The sequence below is a fragment of the Pseudomonas protegens CHA0 genome (genome assembly GCF_000397205.1).
Classification (GTDB): Bacteria; Pseudomonadota; Gammaproteobacteria; order Pseudomonadales; family Pseudomonadaceae; genus Aquipseudomonas; species Aquipseudomonas protegens.
Genome location: NC_021237.1, coordinates 3,093,115 through 3,111,327, shown reverse-complemented (window position 1 = coordinate 3,111,327; position 18,213 = coordinate 3,093,115). Strand labels below are relative to the sequence as shown.

General features: G+C 67.4%; 6 protein-coding genes and 1 tRNA gene. 3 read left to right on the top strand and 4 right to left on the bottom strand.

Features of this window, described 5'->3' with window-relative positions:
- Positions 1-58: 58 nt before the first annotated feature.
- Positions 59-763, top strand: coding sequence for a hypothetical protein (locus PFLCHA0_RS14130; protein WP_011061058.1), 705 nt, complete (start codon positions 59-61; stop codon positions 761-763).
- 169 nt (positions 764-932) lie between these two features.
- Positions 933-1,007, top strand: a tRNA-Gln gene (locus PFLCHA0_RS14125).
- A 13-nt stretch (positions 1,008-1,020) separates the two neighbouring features.
- Here PFLCHA0_RS14125 and PFLCHA0_RS14120 read toward each other — a convergent pair.
- A complete protein-coding gene (locus PFLCHA0_RS14120) occupies positions 1,021-1,929 on the bottom strand; it encodes a LysR family transcriptional regulator (protein ID WP_015635442.1) in 909 nt (302 codons plus the stop codon).
- Between the two features lie 113 nt (positions 1,930-2,042).
- Here PFLCHA0_RS14120 and PFLCHA0_RS14115 point away from each other — a divergent pair, with 113 nt between their 5' ends.
- Entirely contained in the window at positions 2,043-3,245 is a 1,203-nt protein-coding gene (locus PFLCHA0_RS14115) for an MFS transporter (protein WP_015635441.1), read from the top strand.
- Between the two features lie 97 nt (positions 3,246-3,342).
- On the opposite strand, the gene PFLCHA0_RS14110 is transcribed toward PFLCHA0_RS14115, so the two are convergent.
- From PFLCHA0_RS14110 to PFLCHA0_RS14100, 3 genes are all read right to left on the bottom strand, one after another.
- Complete coding sequence (locus PFLCHA0_RS14110) at positions 3,343-4,059, bottom strand: SAM-dependent methyltransferase (protein ID WP_015635440.1); 717 nt, start codon at positions 4,057-4,059, stop codon at positions 3,343-3,345.
- 165 nt (positions 4,060-4,224) lie between these two features.
- On the bottom strand, positions 4,225-16,788 hold the full coding sequence (locus tag PFLCHA0_RS14105) for a filamentous haemagglutinin family protein (RefSeq protein WP_015635439.1): 12,564 nt from the start codon (positions 16,786-16,788) through the stop codon (positions 4,225-4,227).
- Positions 16,789-16,988: 200 nt separating this feature from the next.
- Positions 16,989-18,167, bottom strand: coding sequence for a substrate-binding domain-containing protein (locus tag PFLCHA0_RS14100; protein ID WP_015635438.1), 1,179 nt, complete (start codon positions 18,165-18,167; stop codon positions 16,989-16,991).
- Between the last annotated feature and the right edge of the window lie 46 nt (positions 18,168-18,213).

Sequence of the window (18,213 nt, the reverse complement as noted above, 5' to 3'; positions counted from 1 at the left end):
TGACATCCGGCGCCAGTTACCGAAGAATCCTCCCCCTCCCCATCACAGGCTCGCGTCCATGCCGGCAACCCTGAGAACCTGCACCCCCCTGTTCTGGTCCACCGACCTTGGCATCGACTACGGCGCGCCGACCTTGCAGCTGCGCGACCTGCTGCCAGTGGTGGGCGAGCAAAGCTCGGCCTTCTTCCAACGCCAGGACGGCATCGTGCTCGGTGAAACCCTGCAACTGATCTGGTGCCCGCCGCTGGCGGACCTCAATGGCTGGAACGAGCAACCCTCGGAAATCGCCCTGAGCCACCTGCTGCACGTGCGGATCACCGGCCCGGCCGCCGAGCCGCCCGCGCCACGGCATGCCAACCACCACGGCAGGCTCAGGTACCGCTTCCAGGTGCTGTCCTGCCAGCCGCTACCGGAGGCCCTGCGCGCCCAACCGCTCGCACCGAACGCCTGGCACCTGCCGCTGATCAGTGGCGAACAGGGCAGTTGCCTGACCTGGGATGACATCCACGAGTGCGAGCGCGCCGAGGTCCAGGGGCTGATCTACCTGTGCGCCTACGGCCGTTACGAAAGCTATATGGAAATGTTCATCGAAGCAGTGGGCGAGCAGCTGTTCGGGCTGCTTTCGGTGCACCTGGGCCCGGGGGGCGACGACTATCAATTTGGCCGGCGCGCCCTTGAAGGGGCGGAGTTGCGGGCCATCCGCCGCGCACTGGACATGGCCCGGCCGCTGAAGGATTCACAGCCCGGCTACCTGGTCCCTTGAACCCCGGGACGGATAAAATCGCCCTGAAAAAGACTAAGCAGCTGTTTTCAAACTCATTTTTTTCACCAGGGGGCTTCCCAGCCCGCCGATAAGTTGATAAATTTGCGCCCGTTCTTGCAGCGGCCCTCCCCGGGCCGGCAGTTCAGGCAAGTAACGTCGAAACAGCTACAGGGGCGTCGCCAAGCGGTAAGGCAGCAGGTTTTGATCCTGCCATGCGTTGGTTCGAATCCAGCCGCCCCTGCCATTTTTTCTCATCCTTATCCCCGCAGATTCCGTTCCAGCATCTCCAGCAATGCACTGACCTTGGGCAACCCCTGCCGGCTTTTCAGCCACAGCAGATGGATCGCCTGCCCTTCGCTGGCCCATTGCGGCAGCACCTCCACCAGGCTTCCGTCCTCCAACTGGCGCTTGACCAGCCAGGAAGGCAATTGCGCAATGCCGTAGCCTTGCTGCACCGCCATCAACAGCCCCTCGCCATCGCCCACCACGCAACTGGCGGACATCACCCGGCGCTCACTCTCGCCCGGGCGGCCGCTGGCGAAGTTCCAGGGGCTGACCCGGCCATCCACCCAGCCATAGGCAATGCACTGATGGCGCTCAAGGTCCTGGTCGGTCAGCGGCACGCCATGGCTGCGCAGGTAGTCGGGCGAGGCGCAGAACAGGTGCCATTCGCGGCCCAGGCAGCGGTGCCCCAGCGCCGCCGGCCACTGTCCCGAGCCGCCAAGGCGCACGGCGATGTCCGCACCGGCTTCAAGCGGCTCGACACCGGGAGCGGAAAAGGTGATGTGCGGCTGCAAGCCCGGATGCTCCCGGGCAAAGCGCAGGACGGCGCCCAGCACCTGGGAGCGGCCGAAGGTCCCGGGCAGGTCGATGCGCACCCGCCCCCGCAGCTCGGAGTTTTCCGCGTTCAGCGCCAGCTCGGCCTCTTCCAGGTCTGCCAGCACCCCGCTGCAGGTGCGGTAGAAGGCCGTGCCCGCGTCGGTCAGCGCCAGGCTGCGGGTGGTGCGCTGGAACAGCCGCGCCTGCAGGCGCCCTTCCAGCCGGGCGATGGCCTTGCTGACGGCGGAAGCCGTAAGGTTGAGCCGTTCGGCGGCGGCCTTGAAGCTGCCGCAGTCGGCCACGCAGACAAACACATCGATCCCCTTCAAGCGTTCGGAAGAAAACATCGGCGCCTCTTATTCATGAATCTGATTCCATTCACTGGGTAAAAAACATCATAAAACAGAACCAGATTCCCCAGTAAGCTGGCTGCCATTCTCAAAAACGCCGTTACAGACCGATGAGGCACAGCTACCCGAAAGCAATCAACCTGCTGCTGGCCGGCACCCTGGTGCTGACCCTGGCCCGGGCAATCACCCTGCCCTACCTGGTGATCTACCTGAGCAGTGCTTTCGGCCTGCAAGTGAGCGACATCGGCCTGGTGATCGGCAGCAGCATGATCCTCGGCTCGCTGCTGAGCCTCTACGGTGGTTTCCTGGTGGACCGCACGCCCAGCTACCGGCTGATCCTGGCCTGCTGCGCGCTGTTCACCCTGGGCTTCATCGGCGCCTTCGGTGCACACCAGCTGTGGCTGTTCTACCTGTGCCTGGTGATGGTCAACCTGGCCTATGCGGTGATCGACATCGCGATCAAGGCCGGCTTTGCCCAGCGCCTGTCGGTGGAACAGCGCAGCGAAGCCTTCTCGATCAAATACACCCTGACCAATATCGGCTACGCCGTGGGCCCGTTCCTCGGCGCCGGGCTGGCGCGCCTGGACATCAGCCTGCCGTTCCTGATCTCCGCCGCCCTGGGCGCCGGGTTCCTGGCGATCCATATGCGCTGGGGCGACAGACAGCTGAACGCCGCCGGCCCGACGCCAGCGCCGCTATCCTTCGCGGCCCTGGGCAAACAGCTGCTAAGGGATTACCGCCTGGTGTGCTTCACCCTGGGCGGCCTGCTCAGCGCCGTGGTCTTTGGCCAGTTCTCGGCGTACCTGTCGCAGTACCTGGTGGTCACCACCTCGGCCCAGGACACCTATCGCATCATCAGCACCCTGGTGGCGACCAATGCGCTGCTGGTGATCGCCCTGCAATACGCCATCGGCCGCAGGATTACCCAGCGCCACCTGAGCCGCTGGCTGGCGCTGGGGCTGGGCCTGTTCCTGCTGGGGGTCAGCGGCTTCGGCCTGGCCACCAGCCTGGCGCTGTGGGTGCTGTCGATGGTGGTGTTCACCCTGGGGGAAATCATCGTATTTCCCGCCGAGTACATGTTCATCGACCTGATCGCCCCCGAACACCTGCGAGGCCTGTATTACGGCGCGCAGAACCTCTCCAACCTCGGCGGCGCCCTGGGCCCGATACTCTGCGGCATGCTCCTGGCCAGCCACCCGGCGCACTGGATCTTCTACATGCTGGCGGCGTTCATCATCGCCGGCGGGCTGTTCTACTGGCTGGGCGCGGCCAACCTGGAGTCCATGAGGAACACCGCCAGGAGCGGCACGTGATCATCGCCCAAGGGGCAGGCCCAGGCGCGCGGCGATCCGCGCCAGGGCTGCCGAGATCGCCAGTGACGGTTCAAGACACAACCGTGACCAACGGGCCTCAGCAACGCTTGCGGCTCACCCAGGCGCCCCAGAACAGGCTGCTGAAGAAACGTGTTCCCTCGCTGAAACCGCCCTCTTCGAGCAACCGTTGCACCGCCGCCTCGGAATGGGGCGGGTCGGCGCCCTGAAGGATTTTCCCCAGCTTGGCGTGTACCTCATCCGCCGTCGCGCCCTGCTGGCGCCAGCGTTGCCCCCAGGCCGCCAGCAGCAGGGGCTGGCTGGCGTAGGCGTAATGATTGCCGGCGACGATCAGCGGCGCGCCGGGCTTGAGGCGCCGGGCGATGGCCCGCAGCAATTGCCGCTTGGCTTCATCACCGGGCAGATGGTGCAGCACGCCGATCAGCGTGGCCCCGTCGAAGGGTTCGTCCGCCGCCAGTTCGTCCACCGTGGCCAGACGCACTTCGGTCCTCTCCAGCAAACCCTGCGCCTGCAACTGCTGGCGCGCTGTCTCCAGCATCGGTGCCGAGGGGTCTACAGCGGTAAAGCGCCAGCCCGGTTCCAGGGAAGCCATGGCGATAATCTCCTGGGCCGTGCCACCAGCCCCCACGGCCAGGATGTGGGCCGCACGCCCCTCGCCCAGGCTGGCCGCCAACATGCAGGCGGCAAGGTCATGGCAGGCGTCGTAGCCCGCCAGGGCGATACGGCTCTGGCGGGCGTATTCGTCGGCTCGCGAGCGGTCGAATTTTTCAGCCGGGTTTACCGAGGATGAGGTCATGGCAGGGCTCCATTCAAAGGATCGGGACAGGCTAGGCCCTGCGGTTTGATAATTAAAATTCATTGTTTTTATTCATTGCATTCCTACCTGGAATAGCACCTCCCCTGCTCCAAAAAAAAGGGGCGATCGACGATCGCCCCCCAAGCCTTGCTACCACGAGAGAACCTACAGCGTCAGTTGCCCGCGCTCCTCGTCGGTCAAACGCGCCCGGGCCTGGTCGCTCAAGGGCCCGGCGCCCAGCACCTGCACCGGGCTGTCGGGGTTGTAGCCAGGGGCGCGGCTGGCGTCTTCACGGGGGCGTTGCACCGGTTCGCTACCAAAGCCCAGCACTTCCACGGTGACGATGGACGCCCGGCCCTGCTTGGCCGCCGCCTGCTGGTTGCGGGCCGCATCTTCCGCGGCCTGGGACGCGGCGGAGCCGGCGGCGCTGGCCGAGGTCATGGCGCCGGTGTTGACCGCCGCCGTGACCGGCACCCCGCTGGACTTGCCCTGGGTCTGGATGTTCGCCGCGTTGACCACCCGCAAAGCGGCGATGTTGACGTTGCCCGAGACCCGGATCCCCGCCTCGCCGGCATCGATGGTGCCCAGGGGCGCGATCAGGTCGATGTCGCCGGCCGCCACTTCGGGTATCGGGTTGAGAGTGGCGATCCCCGCCCCGGTGCTGGGCACCGACGGCGACAGGCTGACGTTGCCCCAGTTGTCGTAGACCCGCTTGGGCGGTGTATAGACCACGGTGGTCTTGGAACCGCGGCCGGCGTTGATGTCGCCCGCCGCCGACCAGCCCATGATCGAGCCGCCGAAGGTGGTCATGATCCGGCTCTGGCCCAGCAGGATGCTGCCCAGGGAGTACAGTTGGATGTCCCCCGCGCCCTGGGTGATGATCCCCGCCGAGGCCGGTGGCGCCGTGCCCTCGATGCCGAAGGTCTGGTTGCCGCCGGGGGTCAGCATCTGGATGTTGCCGCCAAAGTCGGTGTGCACCCCGGCACCGCCGAACAGGGTGATATCGCCCTGGTAGGTGATCGGGTTGCCCGCCACGTCGGTGCTCGGGAACAGCCCGGCAATCGCCGCACGGCCACGGGCATAACTGCCCTGGCGCATACCGCCTTCCTCGGTGTACTCGCGGCCGGCGGCCTTGAGCTCGGCAAAATACACATTCCGGGCAAACACCCGCTGTTGTTCCGCGGGCAGGGCCGCGTAATAGGCCCGGGCCTGGGCGCTGTCGCCGACAAAGCCGAAGCGCTCGGCCAGCCAGTCCAGCAGTTCGCCCTCGTAGGTCTTGGCCACCCTAGCGCCCGACAGGCTTTCGCCCGGCTGGGCGAGGTTGGCCGGGTCCAAGTAAGCCTCGACGAAGCGCCGGTAGTCCGGACCGTTGGGGCCGAACCCGGCCTGCATCACGATGCTCGCCCCAGGCCGGCGGTCCCCCGGCGCCACGGCACCGATGCTGGTGACGCTGACCTTGTCCTCCATGAGGATGTTGCGCCCCGCGGTCAGTTCCAGGGTGCCGGGGCCGGCGACGTTGAAGTTGCTGTAGAGGATGTCGCGCCCGGCGCTGACGACGGAGATGTCGCTGGGGTTGTTGTGCACGAACAGGTTGCCCTGGGAGGTCGAGCCATTGACCGGGTCCTCGACGCCGAAGGTCCGGCCACTGCTGACGATATCGCGCCCGGCCATCATCCACACCGGGCGGCTGCCCTCGTACCAGGTCTGCCCCGAGTGCAACTGGGAGGCCGCCTGGCCGAAGGTGATGATCCGGCCGCTGTTGACCCCCATCAGGTCGCCGTTCACCGCATAGAAACGCGCCGGATCGGCCGGGCCGGCAACCAGCCCGGAGACGCTGCCGGAACCGAAGGCGAACAACGGCAGGATCGAGCCGATGACCGGGTTGCCGTTGATCGACAGGTTGCTGGCCACCACTTCACCCTCGATGCTGCCGACAAATGCCGGACGCCAGGGCGTGGCCACCGAAGCGGCCGCGGCGCCCGACTGGCTGACGGTGAAACCGCCCGCGTAGATCGAGTCCTGGGCCAGGAACTGCAACTGCCCTGCGGCGCCCGGCGCCAGGAACAGCGGCACCCGGTAGTTGAGGTCGCCGACTTGCGCGCTGGCGGCCTTGCCATAGTAAAGGCTGCCGCTGGCTGCCACGGCCCTGAGGATCGACGGATAGACCACCGCCAGATCGGTGCTGCCAGGGCTGGTGAGCGGGGTCAGGTTGCCGCCCAGGGACATCAGGTCGATGGCGGTACGCTCGGTCCACAGGGTGAACCAGCTCCGGCCGCTGCCTTGCTGGCTGCCACGGCTGAAGAGCGCGGTGTTGAACTGGCGGACCCGGCCCGGGTCCTCGACGTTCTGCACCACCAGGTCGCCGCGGCTCTGCAGGTTGAAGGTGGCATCGCCGGGCACCAGGGTCAGGCCGCCCTGGGCCAGGCCACGGGTGGCGCGCAACGGGTCGAAGGCCCGGGCTTCGCTGGGGTTGTGGTCAACGGCGGTGCCGCCATAGTGCAGGTCGATGCTGCCCAGGGAGGCACTCTGCAAATGGCTGCTGCCACGCAGGTTGACCACGACCCCGTTGCGATGCTCGATGACCAGGTTGCTGGCCGGGTTCAAGGCGCCCGCAATGTTCACCCGCAGGTCGCCACCGCCGGTCAGTTGCAGGCTGCCATCGCTGGCGACCCGGCCGGTACTGCCCACGGCCAGCACCAGCCCCTGGCTGCGGGGCGCCACGGTGGAGGCGCCGGCGCTGTCCGTCAGGCGCTGGAGGATGCCCGCGTCACCGCCGACATTCAGCTCCAGGTTGCCGCCGCCCAGGGTGCCGAACCCGGTAAAGCCCAGCATCCGGTCGGCGCTGCCGTTGGCCGCATAGGTGCCGAAGTTGATCCACCAGGCGCCGGGTTGCGCCGAACCGCCGGTGGCGACATCGCCGCTGCCCTGGCGCCACAGCCAGTTGCCCACTTCGGCCGAGTCCTGGCCGTTGTCCTTGGGGTTGGGCCAGGCACGGCTGTCGTTGGCGGTACTGCTGATATTGCCGGTCAGGTCGCCACCGGCACTGACCCGCAGGTTGCCCCCCGCCTCCGGGTACCAGGCGCGGTACAGGCTGGTGCCGCTGCCATTGACGAACTGCTCGAAGTAACTGCCCGGGTCATTGAGCACCGTGGCTCCCGTTCCCAGGGCCCGTGGCTGGTTGTAGGGATCGCTGGCCGTCGTCGCCGTGGAGGAAGTACCGGCGGTGTAGACCCCGTACAGCGAGTCCATGCTCAGGTTGCCGGCGCTGAGCAGTTCAAGGTCGCCGGTGCCGGTGCGGATCACGCTGAAGCGGCTGCTGGACGGCGTTGCGCCATAGGTCTTGCTGTCCAGGGCCATGCAGAAGGCGGGCGACTCTTCACAGAAGGCCGCGACGGACGACTGCCCCAGGTCCAGCAGGAGTTGCTCATCGATCGGATCGCCGGCCTTGACCACCACCCCGGCGCCCGCCAGTTCGTCCACCGCCAGCTGGGTCCAGGCGTAGCTGGCCTTGATCGCGCAATAGGCCGGGCTGTCGGCACAGAACTGCTCGATCGAGGTCTGCCCCAGATCCACCAGCAGTTGTTCGTCGATCGGATCGCCGGCCTTGACCACTATCCCTACGCCGGCCAGGTCATCCACCGCCACCTGGGTCCAGGTCCGCACCACCTGGCTGGGCAGTTCCTTGGCGAACATCCCGTAATGGCTGTCCGCCAGATGCAAGTCACCGCTGCGTGGGTTGGCCTGCACGATGCGGCTGTCGGCTGCGCGGGTATCGGCCCCGGCCACCAGGCGCAGGGACCAGGATTGCGAGCCTTCGGCAAGCATCGGCGCAATGGCCCAGAGCTTGCCCTGGCGCCCGACGTCTTCGGGCCGCAACTGCACCGAGTCGACGCCGCTCGGCAGCTTGACGTTGGTGCCGGCCGGGATCAGCCCGCCCTTGGGCAGGGCCTTGCTGCCGTCGAGCATGACGATGTTGTTGTTCACATTGGCCAGGTGTACTTGCGGCAGCGGCACGCCCTTGGGCCAGGTCATGGACCGCAGCTGGGTGCCCTGGGTCAACAGCGTCCCGGCCTCCAGACGGGTGCCGGCGACCAGGGTCCGGGGCTCGCCGAGCAGGGTGCCGGCGGCGAACAGCAGGTTGCCCGAGGCATCGCGAATCGCCGCCGCCAGTACCGTACCCGCCGGCAGTACCAGGGTCTGGTCCAGGGTCGCCGTGACCGGCAGGCGCGTGCCCGCGGCCACGGTCAGCCCCTTGATCGGCAGGTCGTAGTTGAGGGTGCTGCCCGCCGGGAAGGCGGTGCCGTCGGCCAGGGTCACGCCGTTGCCCGGCACGATGATAGTGCCACCGGTGAAGTCCACGCCCGGCAGCAGCACCCAGCCCTTGTCGTCCACGGTGGCAGGCGGCGGCGCGAAGCCGTCGTTGATGCTGCCATAGACATTCAGGTCGCCCCCGGCGCGCAGCGTCAGGCTGCCGACCTCGCCGGAACCGTAGACCGAGGTCTTCTGGCTGTGGGGGTTGAGGCTGGCATAGCGATAGCCCGACAGGTCCAGGTCGCCCTGCACCACCAGGTCGCCGTCTGCGCTCTTGCTGACGATCTCGACCCCGGGCCGCAGATGGAAGGCGTCGGCATAGCCGGCGTTGTTCAGGCCGGCCAGCTTGTTCTGCAGCAGGTCGCTGTTTTGCAGGGCCGCGTTGATAAAGGCCGTGCTCTGGGCATGCTTGGCATCCAGGTAGGCCTGGGTGATTTCCTGGTAAGGGCGGCCGCTGGCGGTGGCGTCGGTTTTTTCCGGAGCATCGTCGTAGCGGAGCATGCCGTTGACCGCAATCGAGCGCGCGCCCTGGATATCCAGCGGGCCGCGGGCATCGATGTCGATGTCGTTGCTGCTCTGGTCCGCCTGGACGAGGCGCGGCGCGTTCAGCTCCAGGGTGCCGCGGCTGCGGCCGTCGTTCTGCCCCGCAGCGCTGCCCACTGCCACGTCGGTGCCGTGGCGCAGGTCGATACGCGCACTGTCGGCCAGGGTCAGGCGGCCCTGGCCCGAGCTGAGCACCACGCTGGCGCGGTTCGGTGAGTCGATGATCTTGCCGTAGCTGTCCACCCGCAGCTTGCTGCCGTGGGCATCGAGCACCGCGCTGCCGTCCAGGGTCAGGCCCTTGCCGGCCGCCAGGTTGATACTGCCGACCCGTTCGCCGCTGGCGTCCACTCGCCCGGTAACACGCAGGCTGCCGTTGTCCACCGAGACGTTGACGGTGCTGGCCCTGACCCCGTCGCCGATGGTCAGGTCGCCCTGCTTGAGCTGGAAGCTGCGTGCGCCAAAGACCTGGCCCTGGTTCAGGCGCTGGTTGAGGGCGGCGAACTGCTCGTCCAGGGTGCCGCTGCTGCCCAGGTGCTGGGCCTGGATTTCCACCGTGGCGCCGAGGAACGGCACCAGGGTGCCGCCGGCATCGTAGTAGCCGCTGCTGCCGCCAAGGACCTTGCCCGCCAGGTCTACCCGGCCGGCCGCACTGTCCAGCGCCACCGCCCGCAGCTTGCCGGCCTGGTTATGGGTGGCCGAAAGGTCGATGGTCGAGCCCGTGGCCTGCCGCACATTGCCGGTAGCACTCTGCAGCAGCACTTCGCCGCCGGCGCCGTATTTGCTCAGGTCATTGAAGGCGATGGTGCGGCCAGCCACATCGATCAGCGCCGCATCGGTCAGGCTGACATCACCCCGGGCCCCCAGGGTCACCTTGCCGCTGGGCAGCACCACGGCACTGGCCAGGCGGATGCTGTCGCCCTGCAGAGACAGTTCCGCGCCCTGGCCATTGGCCTGGCCACGAGGGCCGGCCGAGGCGCCGATATCCATGGCGCCGCCAGCGGTGATGCGGTTCACCGAGCCGGCCTCGCCGGTCATCAGTGGGGTGAGGATATTCAGGTTGCCGCCGCTGTAGGCAAACCCCTTGAGCGGATCGAAGGCGCCCTGGCTCTGGTAGACCGACAGGCTGCCCTTGTGGTTGGCGGTAATGCGCTGGCTGGCATTGAGGTCGACGTTGGCAAAACCCAGGGCCAGGCGGTCGAAACTCTTGGTGGTGCTGGGCTGGGCAAAGGCCCCGTAGCCGAACTCGATGCGTTCGGCATTGATTTGCAGGCGGCCGCTGCCGGTTCCGGCACCGCCGGCCACCACCGCGCCTGCCGGGGTCTCGGAACCCTGCCAGATCAGGTTGGCGGTGTGGATGCTGGCCACATCATTGGCGCCCCCGGCACCGTAGATCGCCGGGGTGGAGAGCATCAGGTTGCTCAGCAGCGACTTGCCGGTCGCCGGGTCGTAGGTGTCCAGGCTGGCGCTGCCGTAGAAGTTGAAGCCGTCCCGGGCCGAGAGCTGCAAGGTCTCCAGGGCCGGGGCGCCGAACTGGGTATCGCCGCGCAGCAGGCGGTCGAGCAGTTGCTGGGTCAGGGTCATGCCGCTGGGCAGGCGATTGCCCGCCGCCGCTGCCGCCAGCGCCTCCGGGCTGCCGACGTTGATGTTGTTCAGGCCCAGGTTCAGGTGGCGGGTGCCGTAGCGCACCTGGTCGCCCAGCTCGAAGGCGTTGTCGGTCAAGGCAACGAGGCTGCCATCGGAATACAGTGCGGTCTGCCCGCTGCACGGCGCGCTGGCGCACACCCCGAGCCGGATGCCGCCGCTGGTCTGTCCGCCGGCCTGGGCCTTGCTGATCACGTTGAGCAAGCCGTTGGACACCGCCAGCATATTGGCCACCTGGTAGGTGAAACCGTCACGGGCGTCATAGCTGGCCTTGCCTCGGCCCAGGGTATTGATCGACGCGCCCTGCTCCAGGACGATCTCGCCGGTGTTGCTCACCAGGAACACTTCCGGCGCGGCCAGGGTGGCGCCCTCGCGCAAGGTGATCGAGCCCTTGGGCGTGTTCACGCCTTCGGCCACGGTGATGTAGTTGCCGCCCTGGCCGTACTTGACCAGCGTCAGGCCGCCCAGCATCAGGCGCGCTGCGCCCATGGCGTTGAGGCTGTCGGCATCCAGGGTAACGCCGTTGAAACCCTGGGTGGCCGACTTGCCGGCCGCCACCACTTCGATGTTGCCACTGCCCATGTTCAACACCGCGACGGTGCCGCCATAGCCCCCCGCAGCGGCATCGAAACGGCCAATGCCCTTGAACGAGAAGGCATCCGCACCGGCCCCCGGCTCCAGGGCCAGCTTCAGGGTCTTGGCGTCCACCGGCAGCATCGGCCGTGGCACCCCGAGCTTGGCGGCATCGGCCAGGGCGAACTGGGCATAGCCGGTTTCGTTGTACTGGGAATAGCGGCGCAGGGTGTCGGCCGAGGTCAGGATCAACTGGCTGGCGACGCTGTTGCTGATCCCGGTATGGGCAATCGACAGGCGCCCGGCGGTGGACCAGGAGCCATTGCGCAACGGCTGGGTCGCGCCTTCGGTGCCGAGCCCGGCCAGGCCGTTGATCTCGACGCGAAAGGCCCCCGGCATCAGCGCATAGGTGGACGGCATCAGGGTGTAGGTACCCGCCGCCAGCCCCGGAACCCCGGCGCCAATGGTGATCTGCTGGCCGATCAGCGGGTCCACCGCGCCGCCCTCCGGTGCCACCGGCGCATAGCCCGGCTGCACCCCGGGCACTATGGCGTAGATCGGGTTGCTGCCCAGGCCCGGGAGGATGAAGCTGCCGTTGGCGCCGATCTGCACCAGCGGGCTGTAGCGCGCATCGGTGGAGCCGCCGCGCCCGGAAATGAACCCGGCGCCCAGCAGTTCGCCACCACCGGACAGGTCCACGGTGGCATCGGGCTGTACCTGCACCGACTTGCCGCCCAGGATCACCCCGACGCTCAGGTCGCTGTTCTCATTCACCAGGGCGCCCTGGCCGAGGAAGGTCACGGTCTTGCCGTTGTACTTGTAGACCTGGCCATCGACGGTGCCGCCGTAAGGCAGTACCAGGCCCTTGCCGCTGACCGAAGTCAGGCTGCCGGGCAGCAGCTCGACCTTGCTCGCGCCCAGGTTGCCGATCTCGATCAGCCCCAGGGGCGCACGGACTACCCCGCCCTGCTGGATGTTGGCCGCGCCCAGCTGCAAGCGGCCGAAGGCCGAGTACGGCACAGGCGCCTCGCCCTGGCCGGTGCGGCCGATGGTCAGGGTGCGCGTGGGGTCGAAGTTGATGCTGGTGCCGGAAATATCGTTGAGGTAGCCGGCAATCACCCGGGCCCCGACCTCGGTACCCGGGTACAACTGCGCGGCCCGCAGGGTCATGTCGCCCTGGGTCAGCAACTGGGTGCTGATGCCCTTGGCGATCACATCGGCCCCGGCCCCGGCGAGAAAGCGCAGGTCGCCCTGGCTGGTCAGTTGCACATGGTCGAACCCGCGGCGCTCGACGCTCAGCAGGCTGTTGTCGGCCTGGCGCAACGTGCCCTTGCTGCCGAACACCACGTTGCCACGCACATCGATCAGGTTGCCGCTGGCATTGAACTGCGCCTGGGTGGCCTGTTGCGACGGCGTGCCGGTGGAGACCGGACGCACGTACTGGTCCTTGGCTTCCAGCGGCGCGAGGATGCCCGCCAGCAGCAGGTAGGGTGCCGACAGGTCGACCCGGCTATTGGCCGCGGCGCTGTCGCTGAGGTTCAGGGCGCCGCTGTACAGGCGCAGGCTCTGGCCCATGTTCAGCGACACATCGCCATCGAAGCTCAACAGGCCGTTGCTCAGCAGTGCCAGGTTGTCGAAGCCGCCGGCGGTGACTTGATCCACCCCGAGGCGGCCGTGGCCATACTCCAGGCTGGCGGCTGCGGCGTCGGCGCTCGCGGGCAGCGCACTGCCCTGGTGGGTCTGGCTGAGCACCAGTTCCCGGGCCTTGAGCACCCGGTCACTGACCGCGTTCTTGATGTAGTACGGGCTTTCCAGGGCCAGCGACAAGGTGCCCCCTGCAGCGCCAGCGCCTCCGGCCCGGGCGACGAAGCTGCCGTCCAGGTACAGGCCGTTGTTGGACGCGAAGCTGATGCTGCCACCGTTGCTGGCCACCTGCACCCGGCCCTGGCCGGGAATGTCCAGGGCCGCCTGGGCGCCGGAAGCGTCGAGACGCGCCCCCTCGCGCACCACCACAAACAGGTCGCTGGCCTTGGCGATACCGGTGGCCAGGTCGATCTCGCCGCCGATGGCGATCTTGCCGCCATTGCGCACCTGGCCGTAACGGCGGCCACGGTTGTCCACGGCGCTCACCGCCCGCGCCGCCACATCAATCACCGCCTGCTCGCCGACCCAGATCGAGCGCCCGTGACCGGCGGCATTGGCGGCCTCGGAACTGGCCACCGTCAGGCCGCCCAGACTGACGCTGCCGCCCCAGGCATTGAGCGTGCCGTTCAGGGTCAACTGGCCGACGCTGCGCAGGTTGATGGCCTGCCCCGGGTCGACACTGATCACCGCGCCCTGCCCCACGCTCAGCGCCGTGGTGGCCAACTGGGCGGCCGTGGAGTACTGATTGCCGGCGCTCAGGGTCAGGCCGGCGCCACGGCGCTGGGTCAGCACGCCCCTGGTTGCATCCTGCTGGTACAGCTGCGGCAACCAGCGCTCCAGCACCGTGGCCGGGTCGCTGCCAGTGGCACTGCTGCTGGCCTGGGCCCCGAAGCGGTAGACCGGCATGTTGACCTCGACCTGCGCGCCCTCGGCCACGGTCAGCCCTTCGTTGCCGGTGATGTCGTAGGCGCCGAAGCCCTTGTTGAAGAAGTCCCCCGCCAATTGCAGGGTGCCGGCCTCGGGGGCCGGATCATGGGCGCCAATCAGCACCTTGTGCGCCTGCAGGGCCAGGGTGCCGCCACCGTTGACCCCATACCCGCGTAGCTCGCCATTGAGGTCGAGCTTGCCGTCGGCGGCCAGGGTCACGTCGCCGCCCTTGCCACCGCTGGTCTTGCCGTCATAGGCAATGCTGGCGCCGGAGCTGGCATCCACCAGGGTGCCGTTGGCCAGGTTGAGGTCGCCGCTGCTGCGCAGCGACACCTTGCCCCCGTTGATAAAGGCCAGGCCGCTGCTGTCCGAGGGGTCCAGGGCCAGGTTGTTCCAGCGCCCGCTGGCATCCAGCTTGACCCCGCTGGCTACATCGACCCGGGCCTGGGCGCCGCCGGTGGGCGCGAGGATCACATCGCCGACCACGAAGTTGCGGTTCACATCCACCTGGTTCAGCACGTTGCCGGCGTTGATGCTGCCACCGTGGGCGGTGAGGTTGGCGTTGATCTTGACCTCTGGCCCGAACAGGGTGATGTCGCCGCCATCGGCTACCTTCAGCGCGCCGTTGACCTGGACCTGCTGCCTGGCGCCGACCTTGATCGCCCCCAGCTGGAAGCCGTTGAGCTGGTCGCTGTCCAGCACCAGCTGGCCCTGGCGGTTGGCCGGCAGGGCTGTGGCGAGGTCCAGGCCGTCGGCGATCTTCTGCTGGTTGGTCTCGATCAGCACCTTGTCCACGCTGGGGCTCAGGGCGTAGCGCAGGGTGCCGCTGGTCTTGTTGTAGATCGGCGTGTAGTTGCCAATGATCAGTTGCGCGCGCTGGGCCGCGGCCTTGTGCGATTGCTGGTAGCCGTCGAGGTTGATGTTCGGCGCCTGGGTCTGGCGGTCGCCCTTGAACACTTCGCTCACCAGCTGGCCTTCGAGCACGGCGTTGCTGGTGCCGATTACCAGCTTGCCGGCGTCGCGGCCGACGCTGTAGCCGGCCTCGTAGCGGCGCTGCTGGGCGATCAGCGGGTTGTAGTAGTAATCGGTGCGGCCCCAGCGCGGGCTGCTGTCCACATAGCCCTTGTAGATGCCGGTGTAGAGCAGGTCCCCCGGCGCCCTGGAGAGCTCGTACAAGCGCCCGTCGGCGCCCTTGAGCCAGGTCTGCTGGATGTAGCCGCCCTGCACATCGACGGTGCCGCCGGAGAGGTTCAACTGGGCGCCGGACTGGGTCACCACGTCCTTGCCGGTGAAGGTCAGGGTACCGCCCTGGGCCATCCACTCGCCGATGTTGTGGCCCTGGGTGCCCAGGTAGCCGCCCACTTCCAGCAGGCCGCCGGCGGTGTACCAGCGATCGGTGGCGTAGCCGTTGGTGCCCGCCGGGACGAACACCAGCTCGCGCAGGTCGACCCAGACGTCGTTGTTGATCAACTGGCCGCTGTCGCGGTTGCCCGCCGAATCGCGCTGCTCGTTGCCCTGGACGTTGATCTTGATGGTGTTGGACTCCATCGCCACCTTGACCCCGACGGCGCCGGCCACATCGATCACCGTGCCATCGCGCACCAGGCTGCGCTGCCCGGCACTGACCGCCACCTGGCCACCGGTGGCCAGGGTGATGGAGCCGTCCTGGAAATCCACGGTGCCGCCGCTGACGATCTCCACCCGGGACTGGTCGCTGCGGTCGGCCACGCTGCTGAGGTTGTTGAACTGGCCGGTGATCAGGTTGGTCGGGGTGCCGTCGAGGTTGATCAGGCCGTTGTTGCGCTGGCTGTCCAGAGCGCTGCTGCCACTGCTGTCCAGAAGGATTGCGGTGGTGCTGCCCTGCCCCAGGGTCACGCTGCCGGTGCTGTCGCTGGCGGAGTTGAGCAAATGGATGGTGCCGCGGGTGTCCACCGAAGTGCTGGCCAGGGCCACGCCGTTCTGCGCTACCTGGTGCCCGGTGAGGGTGATGTCGCCCGTGGAGGCCATGATCAGGCCGCTGTTGCTGACCTTGCCGGCGCTGCTGCCGGCCTTCAGCGAAGTGGCAACTTCATTGCCCCGGGTGGTGGAGTGCTGGTTGCCGCTGGTGCCGACCCCGCGGCGGATGTAGAAGCTGTCGCCGGCCGCCAGGGTGGTCTGGCCCTTGGCAGTGACGATGGTGCCGGCGTTCTCCACTTCCGAGCCCAGCAGCAAGGCATAGCCGCCGGATTCGGTGGAGGTGGCCGCCGGGTGGGTCTGGATCAGCGCGCCGCGCTGCACCTGGACCTTGCCCAGGGCATCGCTGAAGGTCGGCTGGGTGCCGTTGGCGTCCACATAGAGCCCGCGCTGGGTGAACTGCTCGTCGCTGATGGTGGCCGCGGCCGCCACCAGGTTGCGCACATTGACCTGGCTGGTGCCGCTGAAGATCACCCCGTTGCGGTTCATGATCATCACCGTACCGGCGCCCTTGATCTGGCCCTGGATTTCGCTGGGCCGTCCATTGGGGTCGTTGACCTTGTTCAACAGCGCCCAGTTGGACTGCTGCTGGAAGTCGACGGTGGTGTTGCGCCCGACGTTGAAGGTCTCCCAGTTGAGAATGGCCTTGTCGGCGGTCTGCTCGATGGTCACCGTGGTCTTGCCGCCGGACTGGCTCTGCACCGGCCCTTTGGCATTGAGCCAGCCCTGGGTCAGGCTGTTGTCGACCTTCAGCCCGCCTTCGCCGAGGCCATCGGGAATGGTGCTCACCGTGCCGAACGCGGCCTGGCGTGCGGCAGCCTGGGCCGCTTGCTGGGCGGCAATGGCGGCAACGCTGGAATTGAGGTTGCTCAGGGAGCGCTGCAACTGCTGGTTGGCGCGGGTCTGCTGGGACAGCGGCGGGATCCCCGGAACCTGGCCGTTGGTGCGCGCGGCGGTGGCGGCCTGGGACGCGCCCTTGTCGGCGAACCAGCCGGAACTGAAGGCCGTGGCGCCATGGGCACTGCCCGCCACCATCAGCAGGGCGATGGCCTGGGCCAGGGGCTTGAGCCGCAGGATCGGCAGCTCGCCATCAGGGCGCAGCGCGGGGGATTTGACCGGTGGTTTGCAGCGAACCATTACTACTCATCCTTTGTTATGACGCCCACGGGAGCGCGACGCTTGTAGGGCCCAGGGCGCGCGTCACTGCTTTAGGGGATAGGCCGTTGGCGCGAGGCGCGACCGAACGGATGTCACGGAAAATTCATCTTTGGGGTGCAGGGTGTCGCCCCTGCCCCTGCGTGCCACGGCGGCAGGCAGGGGCAAGCGGCGCTGGCCGGCTAGAAAGGTCGGCCGATGGCGTTGCAGATATTGGGGTTGCCGATACTGCGCAGGCTGGCGGGCGTCACGAAGGCGTTCCGTATCGCGGCCTTCCAGATCGCCGGCAAGGGTTGCAGGTTGTTGTTGAGCAGTGCCGCATCGTTAGTGACCAGCGAACCGTACTGGCGGGCAAAGAACGCCCGCACCTGGGCGGTTTGCGCCGCATCGGCGTAACACTGGCTGAAAATCGCGGTGCTAAAGCCCAGGATCGGATAACCGACGCTGGGAAATGGCACCACCGAGGGGTCATTGCCATCGAACGAAGCGGCGAACACCGGTACCCACCTGATGGGGTCGCTGAACGGGCCGGTCGATAGGTTCGCCGTCGGCGGGCTGATCAGGCTGATGGCGTTGACGATGTTCGCCGGTGTCGGGGCTATCCCCCCTACCCGCGCTACCTTGCTGCCATCTTCCAGCCCGGCAAGGGTGCTGGATGCGTGGCTCGAACCGATGAAGGTCACACTCCCCGGGGTTGCATTGAGCACTTCCATGATCTGGGGGCTGCCCTGCGCGCTCTTGGCGGTCTGTGGCACCGAGGCTGGATAAGCGTTGGCGAAGAACCGGGTCACCGCGAAAGGCCCGGCCGGTTCAGAGCACTTGGCATTGAGAAAACGGGTAAACAGCTCGGTGGTGCCACTGGGCCCTTGCGGGTAGACCACCGTCAGTGGTCCGTAAGTGCCTGCACCGCTCGACAGGTACTCCCAACGGTCCAGCCGGCCCGAGAAGATCCCGCACACGTCATTGACGCTCAGGTCCAGGTTGCCAATGCCGGCCTTGTTGAAGCGGATCGCCACCGCCGTGGCGGCGACGGGCACCTGGATCAACGGCCCCCAGCTCGCGCCATGGGCCATGGAGTAGCCGTCGAGCTCGCTGCCTCTCAACTTCGACTCAGTGGCCACCCAGTGCACGTTCCGGGCAGGGGCGCCCGGAATCAGACGGTTGTAGTCGTTGTTCAGAAAGGCTTCCTTGTCCCCGAGATCAGAGCCGATGTAGGGCGCAAAACCCGCCGTCAGTACCCCGGGCGCCAGGTAGTACGACTGCGGCAGCGTCGACCCGCCACCGTTGATATCCGCCAGGGCCAACTGGGCACATAGGGCGCTGCCCACCAGTGACGTGGCTAACCAATGCATTTTGAACATGACATGACTCCTGTCGTATCAGGACGGGCGAGCACTCGTGCCGGAC

Coding starts and splice junctions, on each gene's coding strand:
- PFLCHA0_RS14130 (WP_011061058.1), top strand. CDS start 59: ATGCCGGCAACCCTGAGAACCTGCACCCCCCTGTTCTGGTCCACCGAC.
- PFLCHA0_RS14120 (WP_015635442.1), bottom strand. CDS start 1,929: ATGTTTTCTTCCGAACGCTTGAAGGGGATCGATGTGTTTGTCTGCGTG.
- PFLCHA0_RS14115 (WP_015635441.1), top strand. CDS start 2,043: ATGAGGCACAGCTACCCGAAAGCAATCAACCTGCTGCTGGCCGGCACC.
- PFLCHA0_RS14110 (WP_015635440.1), bottom strand. CDS start 4,059: ATGACCTCATCCTCGGTAAACCCGGCTGAAAAATTCGACCGCTCGCGA.
- PFLCHA0_RS14105 (WP_015635439.1), bottom strand. CDS start 16,788: ATGGTTCGCTGCAAACCACCGGTCAAATCCCCCGCGCTGCGCCCTGAT.
- PFLCHA0_RS14100 (WP_015635438.1), bottom strand. CDS start 18,167: ATGTTCAAAATGCATTGGTTAGCCACGTCACTGGTGGGCAGCGCCCTA.